This is a genomic window from Enterobacter hormaechei subsp. hoffmannii, assembly GCF_001729745.1.
GTDB classification, from domain to species: domain Bacteria; phylum Pseudomonadota; class Gammaproteobacteria; order Enterobacterales; family Enterobacteriaceae; genus Enterobacter; species Enterobacter intestinihominis.
Map to the genome: position 1 here is coordinate 279,665 of NZ_CP017186.1, position 15,173 is coordinate 294,837.

Annotated in this window: 15 protein-coding genes; 10 read left to right on the plus strand and 5 right to left on the minus strand. The window is 56.2% G+C overall.

What is annotated here, in order from left to right; all coding sequences use genetic code 11:
• Positions 1–8 precede the first annotated feature (8 nt).
• From BFV65_RS01335 to rluF, 4 genes are all read left to right on the plus strand, one after another.
• Positions 9–1,640: a Na/Pi cotransporter family protein gene (locus tag BFV65_RS01335; RefSeq protein ID WP_022646722.1), complete on the plus strand. Its 1,632-nt coding sequence runs from the start codon at positions 9–11 to the stop codon at positions 1,638–1,640.
• Positions 1,641–1,735: 95 nt separating this feature from the next.
• Positions 1,736–2,029, plus strand: coding sequence for a type II toxin-antitoxin system CcdA family antitoxin (locus BFV65_RS01340; protein WP_045309060.1), 294 nt, complete (start codon positions 1,736–1,738; stop codon positions 2,027–2,029).
• Positions 2,029–2,202 carry a CcdB family protein gene (locus tag BFV65_RS01345; protein WP_022646724.1) on the plus strand — a complete coding sequence of 58 codons (174 nt, stop codon included), beginning with the start codon at positions 2,029–2,031 and terminating at the stop codon, positions 2,200–2,202. The genes BFV65_RS01340 and BFV65_RS01345 overlap by 1 nt, the downstream gene beginning before the upstream one ends.
• A gap of 54 nt (positions 2,203–2,256) precedes the next feature.
• On the plus strand, positions 2,257–3,129 hold the full coding sequence (rluF, locus tag BFV65_RS01350; RefSeq protein ID WP_022646725.1) for a 23S rRNA pseudouridine(2604) synthase RluF: 873 nt from the start codon (positions 2,257–2,259) through the stop codon (positions 3,127–3,129).
• Here rluF and BFV65_RS01355 read toward each other — a convergent pair whose 3' ends face one another.
• The 3 genes from BFV65_RS01355 to lysC all read right to left on the minus strand — a co-directional run bounded on the left by BFV65_RS01355 (position 3,130) and on the right by lysC (position 5,840).
• On the minus strand, positions 3,130–3,402 hold the full coding sequence (locus BFV65_RS01355) for a YjbD family protein (RefSeq protein WP_017382612.1): 273 nt from the start codon (positions 3,400–3,402) through the stop codon (positions 3,130–3,132). It lies immediately after the preceding gene.
• A 50-nt stretch (positions 3,403–3,452) separates the two neighbouring features.
• Positions 3,453–4,397: a ketopantoate/pantoate/pantothenate transporter PanS gene (panS, locus tag BFV65_RS01360; RefSeq protein WP_069596143.1), complete on the minus strand. Its 945-nt coding sequence runs from the start codon at positions 4,395–4,397 to the stop codon at positions 3,453–3,455.
• A gap of 93 nt (positions 4,398–4,490) precedes the next feature.
• Entirely contained in the window at positions 4,491–5,840 is a 1,350-nt protein-coding gene (gene lysC, locus BFV65_RS01365; protein ID WP_022646727.1) for a lysine-sensitive aspartokinase 3, read from the minus strand.
• A 374-nt stretch (positions 5,841–6,214) separates the two neighbouring features.
• Between lysC and pgi the strand changes: the two genes are divergently transcribed.
• The 6 genes from pgi (at position 6,215) to psiE (ending at position 12,594) form a co-directional block, all read left to right on the plus strand.
• Positions 6,215–7,864: a glucose-6-phosphate isomerase gene (pgi, locus tag BFV65_RS01370; RefSeq protein WP_022646728.1), complete on the plus strand. Its 1,650-nt coding sequence runs from the start codon at positions 6,215–6,217 to the stop codon at positions 7,862–7,864.
• A 366-nt stretch (positions 7,865–8,230) separates the two neighbouring features.
• Positions 8,231–8,473: an exopolysaccharide production protein YjbE gene (gene yjbE / locus BFV65_RS01375; protein ID WP_003860341.1), complete on the plus strand. Its 243-nt coding sequence runs from the start codon at positions 8,231–8,233 to the stop codon at positions 8,471–8,473.
• A 63-nt stretch (positions 8,474–8,536) separates the two neighbouring features.
• On the plus strand, positions 8,537–9,175 hold the full coding sequence (locus tag BFV65_RS01380) for a YjbF family lipoprotein (RefSeq protein WP_003860339.1): 639 nt from the start codon (positions 8,537–8,539) through the stop codon (positions 9,173–9,175).
• Positions 9,172–9,909 (plus strand): capsule biosynthesis GfcC family protein, encoded by a 738-nt coding sequence (locus tag BFV65_RS01385; protein WP_023299083.1) that lies wholly within the window; start codon positions 9,172–9,174, stop codon positions 9,907–9,909. Before BFV65_RS01380 ends, BFV65_RS01385 begins: the two co-directional genes overlap by 4 nt.
• Positions 9,909–12,005, plus strand: coding sequence for a YjbH domain-containing protein (locus BFV65_RS01390; protein ID WP_023299084.1), 2,097 nt, complete (start codon positions 9,909–9,911; stop codon positions 12,003–12,005). Before BFV65_RS01385 ends, BFV65_RS01390 begins: the two co-directional genes overlap by 1 nt.
• A gap of 178 nt (positions 12,006–12,183) precedes the next feature.
• On the plus strand, positions 12,184–12,594 hold the full coding sequence (psiE, locus tag BFV65_RS01395) for a phosphate-starvation-inducible protein PsiE (RefSeq protein WP_000202963.1): 411 nt from the start codon (positions 12,184–12,186) through the stop codon (positions 12,592–12,594).
• 96 nt (positions 12,595–12,690) lie between these two features.
• On the opposite strand, the gene malG is transcribed toward psiE, so the two are convergent.
• Entirely contained in the window at positions 12,691–13,581 is an 891-nt protein-coding gene (gene malG / locus BFV65_RS01400; RefSeq protein WP_069596144.1) for a maltose ABC transporter permease MalG, read from the minus strand.
• Positions 13,582–13,595: 14 nt separating this feature from the next.
• Complete coding sequence (gene malF / locus BFV65_RS01405) at positions 13,596–15,140, minus strand: maltose ABC transporter permease MalF (RefSeq protein ID WP_023299085.1); 1,545 nt, start codon at positions 15,138–15,140, stop codon at positions 13,596–13,598.
• Positions 15,141–15,173 lie beyond the last annotated feature (33 nt).

Here is a 15,173-nt window from a genome sequence, read left to right on the forward strand (position 1 = left end):
AACCCACTGTGTTGACGTTGTTACACCTGCTCTCCGCAGTCGCACTGCTGGTATGGGGCACCCATATCGTTCGTACCGGCGTGATGCGCGTGTTTGGCGCACGTTTACGTACCGTTCTCAGCGGCAGCGTTGAGAAGAAGCCGCTCGCCTTCTGTGCGGGTATTGGCGTCACGGCGCTGGTGCAAAGCAGCAACGCCACCACCATGCTCGTCACCTCGTTCGTGGCGCAGGATCTGGTGGCGCTCGCCCCGGCGCTGGTGATTGTCCTGGGCGCCGACGTCGGTACCGCGCTGATGGCACGTATCCTGACCTTCGATCTCTCCTGGCTGTCGCCGCTGCTGATTTTTATTGGCGTCATTTTCTTCCTCGGCCGTAAGCAAAGCCGTGCCGGGCAGCTTGGCCGCGTCGGTATTGGCCTCGGGCTGATCCTGCTGGCGCTGGAGCTGATTGTGCAGGCTGTCACGCCGATCACCCAGGCCAACGGTGTGCAGGTCATTTTCGCCTCTTTAACCGGCGATATTATGCTGGATGCGCTGATCGGCGCGGTGTTTGCCATTGTCAGCTACTCCAGCCTGGCAGCGGTCCTCCTGACGGCGACCTTAACCGCTGCGGGCGCGATCTCTTTCCCGGTGGCGCTATGCCTGGTCATCGGTGCGAATCTTGGCTCTGGCCTGCTGGCGATGCTCAACAACAGCGCAGCCAATGCTGCCGCCCGCCGGGTGGCACTGGGGAGTTTGCTCTTCAAGCTGGTGGGTAGCCTGATCATTCTGCCGTTTGTGCACCCGCTGGCGAACCTGATGGACAACCTCTCTCTGCCGAAAGCGGAGCTGGTGATCTACTTCCACGTCTTCTACAACCTGGTACGCTGTCTGGCGATGGTGCCGTTTGCCGCGCCGATGGCCCGCTTCTGCGAGCGGCTAATTCGTGATGAACCGGAGCTGGACGCGCGCCTTAAACCGAAGCATCTGGACACCTCGGTGCTGGACACGCCCGCGCTGGCCATCGCGAATGCCGCCCGCGAAACGCTGCGCATGGGTGACGCGATGGAAACCATGCTGGAAGGGTTGCAAAAGGTGATGCACGGCGAGCCGCGCGAAGAAAAAGAGCTGCGCAGGCTGGCGGACGATATCAACGTGCTGTATACCGCCATCAAGCTCTATCTGGCGCGGATCCCACAGGACGAGCTGGCGGAAGAGGAGTCGCGCCGCTGGGCGGAAATTATTGAGATGTCGCTTAACCTGGAGCAGGCTTCGGATATTGTCGAGCGTATGGGCAGTGAAATCGCAGACAAATCCCTGGCTGCACGTCGGGCGTTTTCTGTTGAAGGGCTGAAAGAACTGGAAGCGCTCCACGAACAGCTGGTCAGCAACCTGAAGCTGGCGATGTCGGTCTTCTTCTCCAGCGACGTGCCGAGCGCTCGCCGCCTGCGCCGCAACAAGCACCGTTTCCGCATCCTCAACCGGCGCTACTCGCACGCCCACGTTGAGCGTCTGCACCAGCAGAACGTGCAGAGTATCGAAACCAGCTCGCTCCACCTGGGGCTGCTGGGCGATATGAAACGTCTCAACTCGTTGTTCTGCGCGGTGGCGTACAGCGTGATGGAGCAACCGGATGAAGATGACGAGCGGGATGAGTATTAATCTCTGAAAGCGCCTCGCAAAACGGTTTTGTGAGGCGTGACTCCCCATAAAGAGCAATTTATTCTTCAACCCTTACATTTTTAAGGGAATAGGAAGTGCTCATTTATTACGCTACACTTCGCCAGTTCATGCGCATTCCAATGGGGGTTCTCATGCGCGGTGCTAATAGTATTAAAAAATCAGTGAATGTTTCCCTGTCGCCGGACATCCTTGAAGAGGCGCGAAGGCTTAAACTTAACCTTTCTGCCGTGCTAACGGCGGCTTTGCAGGAGCTATTTCGTGAACATCGGCGCGCAGAGTGGCTTGAAGAAAATAAAGCTTCTATTGACGCCATTAACCAGTGGGTTGATGAAAACGGCTCCTTTAGTGACTTTCAGAGGTCGTTCTGATGAAGCATGTACTGGTCGCTCCCGCCGTTGAGGTCGCGGGAAAACCCTGCGTGGTGATGATGCACATGATGGCAGGCATATCGCTAAAAGAGTTAGGTGAACGCGTTGCCGATCTTACTAACAGCAGTGCTTCATTGCGGGATGCACTCGATTTTCTGATCAGCGGTTACTAGGACTTTTTTGTCAGGCGCAAGGTAAGGTATATTTCGCCCTTCACAGGAGAAACTATGCTGCCAACTCAATCAACCCGATTAAACAAATACATTAGCGAGAGCGGGATCTGCTCACGTCGCGAGGCTGACCGTTACATTGAACAGGGTAACGTGTTTCTTAACGGCAAACGCGCCACCATTGGCGATCAGGTGGTACCTGGCGATGTGGTGAAAGTGAATGGTCAGGTCATCGAACCGCGTGATGCCGAAGACCTGGTGTTTATCGCGTTGAACAAACCGGTTGGGATTGTCAGCACCACGGAAGATGGCGAGCGGGACAACATTGTTGATTTCGTGAACCACAGCAGCCGCATTTTCCCGATTGGCCGTCTGGATAAAGACTCTCAGGGGCTGATTTTCCTCACCAACCACGGCGATCTGGTCAACAAAATTCTGCGTGCCGGTAACGACCACGAGAAAGAGTACATCGTGACGGTGAACAAGCCGGTGACGGACGAGTTTATCCGCGGAATGGGCGCTGGCGTGCCGATTCTGGGCACCGTGACGAAGAAGTGTAAAGTCAAAAAAGAAGCACCGTTCGCGTTCCGCATCACGCTGGTTCAGGGCCTGAACCGCCAGATCCGCCGCATGTGCGAGTACTTCGGTTATGAAGTGACGAAGCTGGAACGCACGCGCATCATGAACGTCAGCCTGTCTGGCATCCCGCTGGGCGAGTGGCGTGACTTAACGGATGACGAGCTGATCGAGCTGTTCAAACTTATCGAGAACTCCTCGTCCGAAGCGAAGCCGAAAGCTAAAGCCAAACCGAAAACGCAGGCGATTAAGCGTCCGGTGGTGAAGGCACCGCAGGCGGAAGAGAAAGGGCGAGGCAAGCCGGGCAACGGAAAACGCTTTACCCAGCCGGGGCGCAAAAAGAAAGGGCGCTGATTAGCGCCTTCCACGGGTTGATGTGCTGGCGGACCAGGAAAAAGTCGCCTCTGCGTCGGGTTTATACGCCTGCTCTTTTTTCAGCTTGCGGGCTTTTTTCGCCGCGGCATCACGCTGCGCCATCAGCTTATCGATGTACTCTTTTTTAACCTGATTGGTTTCGGCGTTCGTCAGCGTGCGGCCATGCGCGATGCGGGCGCGGTCGAGAAGCGTTTTAAGTTCGCGCTGCTCGGCTTCGGTCATGTCTTTCTGGGTCAAACGTGGTGTAGCCATTGCTGAAGCCTCCTGATGGGGAGGCTTCAGTGTAAAGCAAGCCGGCTCAATTAACCCTGTTTCACCGCATCTTTTTTCGGTTGGTCATCAATCGGCTTACCGGACCAGTACCCTGCTAACAGCGAACCGGACAGGTTGTGCCAGACGGAGAACAGCGCTCCCGGTAGCGCCGCCAGCGGTGAGAAGTAAATTTTACCCAGCGCCGCCGCCAGGCCAGAGTTCTGCATCCCCACTTCGATCGCCAGCGTGCGGCAGGTGGATTCGTCGAAACCAAACAGCTTTCCGCCCCAGTATCCGCCCAGCAGACCAATGGTGTTATGCAGCACAACCGCGACGATCACTACAAAGCCCACCGAAGCAATGTGCGATGCGGAACCGGCTACCACGGCGCTGATAATGGCAAGTATGCAGACCATCGAAAACGCGGGCAGATACGGCTCAACCGCTTTCACCACCCGCGGGAAGAGATGGTGGATCACCAGTCCCAGCGCAATCGGGATCACCACGATTTGCAGAATGCTGAGCAGCATGCCCATCACATCCACCTGGATATGCGCGTCCACGTACAGGCGGGTTAACAGCGGCGTGGCAATCACGCCCACCAGCGTGGAAACGGAAGAGATAGTGACGGAGAGCGCCACGTCGCCTTTCGCCAGATAGATCATGACGTTAGATGCCGTGCCGCTGGCGACGCTCCCCACCAGCACCATCCCGGCGGAAAGGTCGGGCGGCATCTTAAAGGCCATCGCCAGCAGCCAGGCCGCGAGCGGCATCACCAGGTAGTGCAGGAAAATCCCTGCGGCAACCGGTGCCGGGCGAGACAGCACGCGTTTGAAATCGTCAATTTTTAGATGCACGCCCATGCCGAACATAATCAGCATCAGTAGCGTGGTGACCCACGGACCAATGCCCGTGAACGTGGTGGGAGTGTAATACGCGAGTACGGAGAGCAGCAGCGCCCATAACGGGAACAGCCGGGTGATAGCGGAGAACATAGTGAATTCCTTGCAGTATTGTCGTGTTGTTTTGTTATAAAAAAGCCGGGTCTGTGCCCGGCTTATGGATAATGTTTATCGTGCTAACGAATTTTATTCAAATAAATTCTGATGAAGTTTCTGCACAACCTGCTCGGCCTGATCGGCAGGGACCAGGAAGCAGAGGTTGTAGCTGGAGGCGCCGTAGCAAATCATGCGGATGCTGAACGGGTCGAGCACGCCGAACACCTCTTTGCCCACGCCGCACGCGCGCGACAGCTTATTACCGATGATGGCAACCAGCGCCAGATCTTCTTCCACCTCCACGCGGCACAGCTCGGAAAGCTCAATCAGCAGCGACTGCGTCAGCAGGGTATCACCCGTTGAGGTTGAACCGGTGGTGTCGAGCGTCAGCGCAATGCTGACTTCTGACGTGGTGATCAGGTCCACGGAGATATTGTGGCGCGCCAGGATGCCAAACACTTCCGCCAGGAATCCGCGGGAGTGCAGCATATTATGGCTGTGCAGGGTAACCAGCGTCTGCTTACGACGCAGGGCCAGCGCGCGGAACAGCGGCGGGTTCTCGGTTTTCTTGCAGACCAGCGTCCCGCCCGCCTTTGGATCTTTACTGGAGCCAACGAAGACCGGAATGTCGCTGCGCACGGCGGGCAGCAGCGTGGCCGGATGCAGCACTTTTGCGCCGAAGGTGGCCATTTCAGCCGCTTCTTCAAAGGCGATCACGTCAATGCGTTTTGCCGCAGAGACCACGCGCGGGTCGGTGGTGTAAATGCCCGGCACGTCCGTCCAGATATCCACGCGGGTGGCATGCAGGGCTTCACCCAGCAGGGCGGCGGTATAGTCGCTGCCGCCACGGCCCAGCGTGGTTGTGCGCCCTTTGGCTTCGCTGCCGATAAAGCCCTGGGTGATCACTATGCCTTCATCCAGACGCGGGGCAAGCTGCTGGTTAGTGAGCTCTGCCAAAGCTTCAACGTCCGGCTCGGCGCGGCCAAAGCGGTCGCTGGTGCGCATTACTTTACGCACGTCGAACCACTGCGCCTGAATATTGCGCTCGCGCATGATCTCAACGAACAGCAGGGTGGACATCAGTTCGCCGTGGCTGACCAGTTCGTCGGTTAGGGCGGTAGAGGTTGCCAGTGAAGCGGCTTCTGCCAGGGTAGTGATATTTTCCAGCAGGCGTTCCACTTCCTCACGAATGACGTTCGGGTTTTGCAGACGCTCAAGGATGTCGAACTGAATTTTGCGCAGTGCATCCAGCTTCACGAAACGCTCGGTCGCTTCCAGTCCTTCAGACAAAGAAACCAGCAGGTTCGTCACGCCGGCTGAGGCGGAGAGCACCACCAGGCGGGTATTCGGATCGGCCAGCACCACATCGGCGCTGCGGTTCATGGCAGCGTAGTCTGCCACACTGGTGCCGCCAAACTTGGCGACCACAAAACTCGTCATAACAACCTCGTGTCAGGGAATGAATAGAGCGACCTTGGCACAAGAATGAAGCGAGAACAGGTGCAGGCGCAAAATACGGCCCTATAAATAAAATGCGGGGGAGGTCCTGTCAATGCTGGGATTATGCGGATTTTTCATGGGGGGGTACCCCTCAGAAACAGGACTTATAACAGGCCCATATTTTATGCTCCTTTTTACCCCTTTTTGACCAACATTTCGCCACGCCGGAAGGGCGCGACAGCAGCTATACTTTTCGGGTCTTTTCACCTGCGTTTGATGCAGACCAGGGCAATGGCATAAAAACCATCACAATTTTTATTTGCAGGCGCTACAATCGACCGCAGTCACAATTCTCAAATCAGAAGAGTATTGCTATGAAAAACATCAACCCAACGCAGACCGCTGCATGGCAGGCACTACAGAAACATTTTGATGAAATGAAAGACGTCACTATCGCGGATCTGTTCGCGAAAGATGCCGATCGTTTCAGCAAGTTTTCCGCCACCTTCGATGACCTGATGCTGGTGGATTTCTCTAAGAACCGTATCACCGAAGAGACGCTGGCGAAGCTGCAAGATCTGGCGAAAGAGACTGAGCTGGCAGATGCCATCAAATCCATGTTCTCCGGTGAGAAGATCAACCGCACCGAAGACCGTGCCGTGCTGCACGTGGCGCTGCGCAACCGTAGCAATACTCCAATTATCGTTGACGGCAAAGATGTGATGCCGGAAGTGAACGCGGTGCTGGAAAAGATGAAAACCTTCTCTGAAGCGATCATCTCAGGTCAGTGGAAAGGCTACACCGGCAAAGCGATCACCGACGTCGTAAACATCGGTATCGGCGGCTCTGACCTCGGCCCGTTTATGGTGACCGAGGCGCTGCGCCCGTACAAAAACCATCTCAACATGCACTTCGTGTCCAACGTCGATGGGACTCACATCGCTGAAGTGCTGAAAAAGGTGAACCCGGAAACCACGCTGTTCCTGGTGGCGTCTAAAACCTTCACCACTCAGGAAACCATGACCAACGCCCACAGCGCGCGCGACTGGTTCCTGAAAACCGCGGGCGACGAAAAGCACGTGGCGAAACACTTCGCGGCGCTGTCCACCAACGGTAAAGCGGTGGGTGAGTTCGGTATTGATACTGCGAACATGTTTGAATTCTGGGACTGGGTGGGTGGCCGCTACTCACTGTGGTCTGCGATCGGTCTGTCCATCATCCTGTCCGTCGGCTTCGACAACTTCGTTGAGCTGCTCTCCGGCGCGCACGCGATGGACAAACACTTCTCCACCACCGCGCCTGAGAAAAACCTGCCGGTGCTGCTGGCGCTGATCGGGATCTGGTACAACAACTTCTTCGGCGCTGAAACCGAAGCGATTCTGCCGTACGACCAGTATATGCACCGCTTTGCGGCCTACTTCCAGCAGGGCAACATGGAATCCAACGGCAAGTACGTTGACCGTAACGGTAACGCGGTGGATTATCAGACTGGCCCAATCATCTGGGGCGAGCCGGGCACCAACGGTCAGCACGCGTTCTACCAGCTGATCCATCAGGGCACCAAAATGGTACCGTGCGATTTCATCGCCCCGGCGATTACGCACAACCCGCTTTCCGACCACCATCCGAAGCTGCTGTCTAACTTCTTCGCCCAGACCGAAGCGCTGGCGTTCGGTAAATCCCGCGAGGTGGTTGAGCAGGAGTACCGTGACCAGGGTAAAGATCCGGCTACGCTGGAACACGTTGTGCCGTTCAAAGTGTTCGAAGGCAACCGTCCAACTAACTCCATTCTGCTGCGTGAAATTACGCCGTTCAGCCTGGGCGCGCTGATTGCCCTCTACGAGCACAAGATCTTCACTCAGGGCGCTATTCTGAACATCTTCACCTTTGACCAGTGGGGCGTTGAGCTGGGCAAACAGCTGGCAAACCGCATTCTGCCAGAGCTGGGTGACGATAAAGCAATCGACAGCCACGACAGCTCCACCAATGGTCTGATTAACCGTTATAAAGCATGGCGTGCGTAATAAATATGTCATGAACAATGCCGGCGATATGCCGGCATTTTTTTATCGGATAATTCCTGATGTCTGTTAGTTATCTCAAATTCTGAATCTGAGTTTAATCCGAAAAACACGGTTACCCCGTTAATTGCTGAGGGTTATTTTAAGAAAATACGGAGTGATACTTTAATGGGTTTATATTATAACTGTTTGATAATGAATGGTTATCTATTTCAATAATTATTTTTTCTTTTCATTTTTAACCATTAGTCTGAAAACCTCATCCCTATTTACCCCCACGGTAAACCCACTGCTTTAGTTGTGTATACTCGAATCCGCCTGAATTTCTTTTCGGGCAAATCTCCATTCATTCATTGAAGGGAAATTGTTATGAAGAAAGTACTGTATGGCATTTTTGCCATATCTGCGCTTGCGGCGACGTCTGTCTATGCAGCTCCGGTCCAGGTCGGGGAAGCAGCAGGGTCGGCAGCGACGTCTGCGTCTGCGGGGAGTTCTACCGCAGCCAGCACCAGCGCCGTAAGTTCAGCCGTGGGTGTCGCGCTGGCGGCAACCGGTGGCGGTGATGGCTCCAATACCGGAACCACGACCACTACGACGACCAGCACCCAGTAATACCGGGTGTTTTAATCATAACCACACTTCGGTGTGGTTATTTCGCCCCTTCGGAGAAGAGTCGTGAAGCGACCTGCAATCATCCTGATTTGCCTGCTGTTGCAGGCGTGCTCAGCTACCACCAAAGGGCTGGGCCACTCACTGTGGGACAGCATGTTCGGCACGCCGGGCGTGCATCTGACCGATGACGAACTTCAGAACATGCCGTATGCCAGCCAGTACATGCAGCTAAACGATGGTCCGCAACTGTTTGTGGTGCTCGCTTTCGATGAAAACGGGCAGCAGAAATGGGTGACGCAGGATCAGGCCACCATCGTGACTCAGCATTCCCGAATCGTGAAAACGTTGCTCGGCGGCGACAACCTGCTTGAGGTAAACAACCTGGCTGAAGATCCGCTCATCAAGCCGAATCAGATCGTCGATGGCGCAAGCTGGACGCGCACAATGGGCTGGACCGAGCACAAACAGGTGCGCTACGCCACGGCCCGCTCCACCTTCCGCTGGGATGGTACGGACAGCGTCAAAGTGGGCAGCGACGAAACGCAGGTGCGCGTGCTGGATGAAGAGGTGACAACCGATCAGGCCACCTGGCATAACCGCTTCTGGGTGGACGAAGAGGGGCAAATCCGCCAGTCCTTACAGTATCTCGGTGCCGGTTTCTTCCCGGTGAAGACCACCCTGATCAAGGCGGCGAAATCATGAAAATGTTCATTCACGTTGCGCTTCTCGCCAGCCTGGCCTCGCCGCTGGCGTGGTCTGCGGGAACGGTACAGGTCTACACCCCGGACAGCGAAAAACCTAAAACCTTAACCAATGCCGGGCATCTGCTCGATCTGGTGGGGCAGCCGAGGCTGGCGAAAAGCTGGTGGACCGGGGCGGTTATCAGCGAGCGTCAGGCGACGATTGTAGCGGAACAAAAACATCAGGCGCTGCTCACCCGACTGAGCGGGCTGGCACAACAGGAAGATGCTGACGATGCCGCGGCCATTACTAGCCTGCGTCAGCAGCTTCAGGCGGTTAAGGTGACGGGTCGCCAGAAGGTGAATCTCGATCCGGATGAGGTGCGCGTCGCCGAAAACGGCAATCCGTCGCTGGAAGGGGACTATACCCTGTGGCTGCCGGCTCAGCCTTCCACCGTCACCGTGATGGGGCTTATCAGCAGCCCTGGCAAAAAGCCGTTTACGCCGGGCCGGGACGTCGTGAGCTATCTCGACGAGCAAAGCTTGCTCAGCGGTGCGGATAACAGCTATGCCTGGGTGGTCTATCCGGACGGGCATACGCAAAAAGCGCCGGTGGCTTACTGGAATAAACGCCATATCGAACCTATGCCAGGCAGCATCATTTTTGTCGGTTTTGCCGACCATTTCTGGACGAAAGCGTATGACGGGCTTAATGCCGATATCCTTCGCTCCCTGATACAGCGGATACCGGAATAATGAAAAAAACCTATCTCTACAGCATGCTTGCACTGTGCGTGAGTGCCGCCTGTCATGCAGAAACGTATCCGGCACCCATCGGCCCGTCGCAGTCCGATTTTGGCGGCGTGGGCTTACTGCAAACCCCGACCGCGCGTATGGCCCGCGAGGGTGAAATCAGCCTTAACTATCGCGATAACGATCAGTACCGTTACTACTCTGCGTCCGTGCAGCTGTTCCCCTGGCTGGAGACCACGCTGCGCTACACCGACGTGCGTACAAAACAGTACAGCAGCGTGGACGCCTTCTCCGGCGATCAGACCTATAAAGACAAAGCCTTCGACGTGAAGCTGCGCCTGTGGGAAGAGAGCTACTGGATGCCGCAGGTCTCCGTCGGGGCGAAAGACATTGGCGGGACCGGCCTGTTTGATGCGGAATACATCGTTGCCAGCAAAGCCTGGGGACCGTTTGATTTCTCGCTGGGTCTTGGCTGGGGCTACCTCGGCACCAGCGGCAACGTAACCAACCCGTTCTGTACCTACAGCGACAAATACTGCTACCGCGATAACAGCTATAAAAAAGCGGGTTCCATCAACGGCGACCAGATGTTCCACGGCCCGGCCTCGCTGTTTGGAGGCGTAGAGTATCAAACGCCATGGCAGCCGCTGCGCCTGAAGCTGGAGTACGAAGGCAATAACTACAGCGAAGATTTTGCCGGCAAGATTGAGCAGAAGAGCAAGTTTAACGTCGGCGCCATTTACCGCGTCACCGACTGGGCCGACGTTAACCTCAGCTATGAGCGCGGTAATACCCTGATGTTTGGCTTTACGCTGCGCACCAACTTTAACGACATGCGGCCGCGCTACAATGATAACCCGCGGCCCAAATACCAGCCGGAGCCGCAGGATGCGATCATTCAGCACTCCGTGGTAGCGAACCAGCTGACGCTGCTGAAATATAACGCAGGCCTGGCGGATCCGAAGATCCAGACCAAAGGCGATACGCTGTACGTCACCGGCGAGCAGGTAAAATACCGCGACTCCCGCGAAGGGATCGAGCGCGCCAACCGGATCGTCATGAACGATCTGCCGGAGGGGATCCGCACGATCCGCGTGACGGAGAACCGTCTCAACCTGCCGCAGGTCACCACTGAAACCGATGTTGCCAGCCTTAAGCGTCATCTTGAAGGCGAACCGCTGGGACATGAAACCGAGCTGGTGCAAAAACGCGTTGAGCCGGTGGTGCCAGAGAGCACCGAGCAGGGCTGGTATATCGATAAATCCCGCTTCGATTTCCATATCGATCCGGTGCTGAACCAGTCCGTGGGTGGGCCGGAAAACTTCTACATGTATCAGCTGGGCGCGATGGCGACGGCGGATCTGTGGGTGACCGACCACCTGTTGACCACCGGTAGTCTGTTCGGCAACCTTGCCAACAACTACGACAAATTTAACTACACCAACCCGCCGAACGATTCAAAACTGCCGCGCGTGCGTACCCGCGTTCGCGAATATGTGCAGAACGATATCTACGTGAATAACCTGCAGGCCAACTACTTCCAGTACTTCGGTAACGGCTTCTACGGCCAGGTTTACGGTGGCTATCTGGAAACCATGTTCGGCGGCGCGGGGGCGGAGGTGCTTTATCGTCCCGTCGACAGTAACTGGGCGTTTGGGATTGATGCCAACTACGTGAAACAGCGTGACTGGCGCAGCGCGCAGGACATGATGAAGTTCACCGACTACAGCGTCAAAACCGGCCACCTGACCGCCTACTGGACGCCGTCGTTCGCACAGGATGTGCTGGTGAAAGCCAGCGTCGGGCAGTACCTGGCGGGCGATAAGGGCGGCACGCTGGATATCTCCAAACACTTCGACAGCGGCGTAGTGGTAGGCGGTTATGCCACCATCACCAACGTTTCGCCAGACGAGTACGGGGAAGGGGACTTCACCAAAGGGGTGTACGTGTCGATTCCGCTGGATCTGTTCTCGTCAGGCCCAACCCGCAGCCGTGCGGCAGTGGGCTGGACGCCGCTGACGCGCGACGGCGGTCAGCAGCTTGGACGTAAGTTCCAGCTGTATGATATGACCAGCGATAAGAACATTAACTTCCGCTGATGCTTGTTTGCCCGGTGGCGCTGCGCTTACCGGGCCTACGAGAGTATTTTTGTAGGCCGGGCAAACGCAGTGCCGCCCGGCAAGAATGTTCATGTGGACAAAACATAAACAAAAAATATAGATCCCCGTCACATTTTTGCGTTATACAGGAACCTCGCCCTGGAGAATGAGGTGCTGTATGACATCCCTGACTCGTCCGCGTGTTGAGTTTATCTCAACAATACTCCAGACCGTGCTGAACCTCGGTCTGCTGAGCCTTGGCCTGATCCTGGTCGTGTTTCTGGGTAAAGAGACGGTGCATCTGGCGGATGTGCTGTTCGCACCTGAGCAAACCAGCAAATACGCGCTGGTGGAAGGCCTGGTGGTCTACTTTCTCTACTTTGAATTTATCGCCCTGATTGTGAAGTACTTTCAGTCCGGCTTTCACTTCCCGCTGCGCTATTTTGTCTACATTGGCATCACCGCCATTGTGCGGCTGATCATCGTCGATCATAAATCCCCGCTCGACGTGCTGATCTACTCGGCGGCGATCCTGCTGCTGGTGATCACCCTCTGGCTGTGCAACTCAAAGCGGCTGAAACGCGAATAAAAAAAGGGCGCTCCGAAGAGCGCCTAACAACAGTCACAAGTTGGTTCAATACAATACGTCTAAAGTTGAGGGTTGCAGTGGCATAACAGATGAAACTTAACCTTTCACACCGCCCGCCGTCAGGCCGTTGACCAGCCAGCGCTGGGCCAGCAGGAACACCACGGTAATCGGGATGGCAGAGAGTACGGCCGCCGCGGCAAAGTCGCCCCACAGGTAGTTTTGCGGGTTGAGGTATTGCTGCATACCGACGGCCAGGGTGTAGCTGTTCACATCGCGCAGTAACAGAGAGGCGACCGGTACTTCGGTGATCGCCGCGATAAACGACAGGATGAACACCACCGCCAGAATCGGCACCGACAGCGGCAGCAGCACCAGACGGAACGCCTGCCACGGGGTGGCGCCATCCAGCGCGGCGGCTTCTTCCAGTGAACCATCGATGGTTTCGAAATAGCCCTTGATGGTCCACACATGCAGGGCGATGCCGCCAAGATAGGCGAAGATCACGCCGCCGTGGGTGTTCAGGCCGATAAACGGCACGTACTCGCCCAGACGATCAAACAGGGCATACAACGCCACCAGTGACAGCACCGCCGGGAACATCTGGAAAATCAGCATCCCTTTCAGCAGGGTCGCTTTGCCAGGGAAACGCATACGGGCGAAGGCGTAAGCACAGGTGGTGGAGAGCGTCACGATGCCGATGGCAGTGATGGTCGCCACTTTTACCGAGTTCCACAGCCACAGCAGCACCGGGAACGGCGGTGGAGTGACGCGGCCATCCGCGTGTTCCACACTGAAGCCCAGCGCGAGTTTCCAGTGCTCCCAGGAGATTTCATCCGGGATCAGGCTCCCGGTGGCGAAGTTCCCCGAACGCAGGGAGATGGCGATAACCATCAGCAGCGGGAACATGATCGCCGCGATGAAAATCAGCAGGCCTAAGTGCGTCGCGAGGAGGCGCAGTTTCTGAGATTTGGGTTGTACCATTGCCATGTTCAGTGCCCTCCTTAGTCAAATTTCATACGTGTAGCTTTCAGGTTCACGATCGCCAGGGCGCCCACCAGCAGGAAGATCAGGGTGGCAATCGCTGCCGCCAGACCGAAGTCCTGACCGCCGCCGCCTTCGAAGGCGATACGGTAGGTGTAGCTCACGAGCAGGTCGGTATAGCCTGCCGGCGTGGTGGTGCCGAGACGGTCCGGACCGCCGTTGGTCAACAGCTGAATCAGCACGAAGTTGTTAAAGTTAAAGGCGAAGCTGGCAATCATCAGCGGCGTCAGCGGCTTAATGAGCAGCGGCAGGGTAATTTTGAAGAAGTTCTGGAACGGACCCGCGCCGTCCATCGCCGAGGCTTCGTACAGGTCATCCGGGATGGCCTTCAGCAGCCCCATGCACAGGATCATCATGTACGGATAACCGAGCCAGGTGTTCACGATGATAATCATCGAGCGAGCGGTGGTCGGGTCGCTGAACCAGGCCGGTTTGATGCCGAACAGCGCGCTCAGCATCATGTTGATTTCACCGAAGCTCTGGTTAAACAACCCTTTGAAAATCAGAATCGAGATGAACGACGGCACGGCGTACGGCAGAATCAGCAGCACGCGGTAAATCGCTTTCCCCTTCAGGGACTCCCACTGAACGAGACAGGCCAGCACCATGCCCACGGCCACGGTCAGGATCACGGTCAGTATGGAGAAGACTACCGTCCAGACGAAGATGGCGAAGAACGGTTTCTGGATGCCTTCGTCGGTAAACACGCGGGTAAAGTTATCCCAGCCGATGGTAACGGTATAGCCCGGGCTGAGCTTGTCGTCGCCCCAGCTGCCGTCGGCATTCACCGACTGATAGAAACCAATGTCGTTATTCGGACGGTACTTCACGCCGCTCTGGTTGTTGGTCAGCGTGCCGTCATCCGCCAGAGTATAAAGCGGCTGCGTGCCGGAAAACTGGCGCAGCGAGCTCATGGTTACTTTGCTGTCATCGGGCAGCACAGCGGTGAGCTGGGTCAGCGCCTGGCGATTTTGAGTGATGATACGCAGGTTGGCACGTTCACCTTCCGGCAGGGCCGCGGCCTCTTTTAAGACCAGCTTCTGCTCGCCGCCAAATTTGAACGCGTCGGAAAGATAGTTTTTGCCGCTCTCACCGTCAGTGAGCGCTAACTTCCATTCATCTCCCGCAGGATACAGGCCGAAGTTAAAGGTTTTACCCGCCTGATAAGAACGATCCAGAAGCACCTGGGTGGCACGCTCCTGCGCGAGCTGGTTGGTGCTGCTGTAGTTAGTAAAGGCAATCGCGATGGTGCAGATCAGCGGAAAGAGGACAAACAGCCCCATCCCGGCAACACCGGGGTAGACATAGCGCCAGGCATACGCTTTACGGTTGGCGAAAATATACAGGCCAACCGAGCTTAAAATCAGCGTCATGATGGCAAAAAGGTATTCCCCTTGCACGTACATTAAAACAACAAGGTAACCCACCAGCAGACACAGCAGACCTATCACTGACCACTTCAGTGCGTCGCTTTGCCACCAGCGTTTCTTTTTAATGACATCCATGGGGTTCTTCCTCTACAACGGTGGAAACTTATC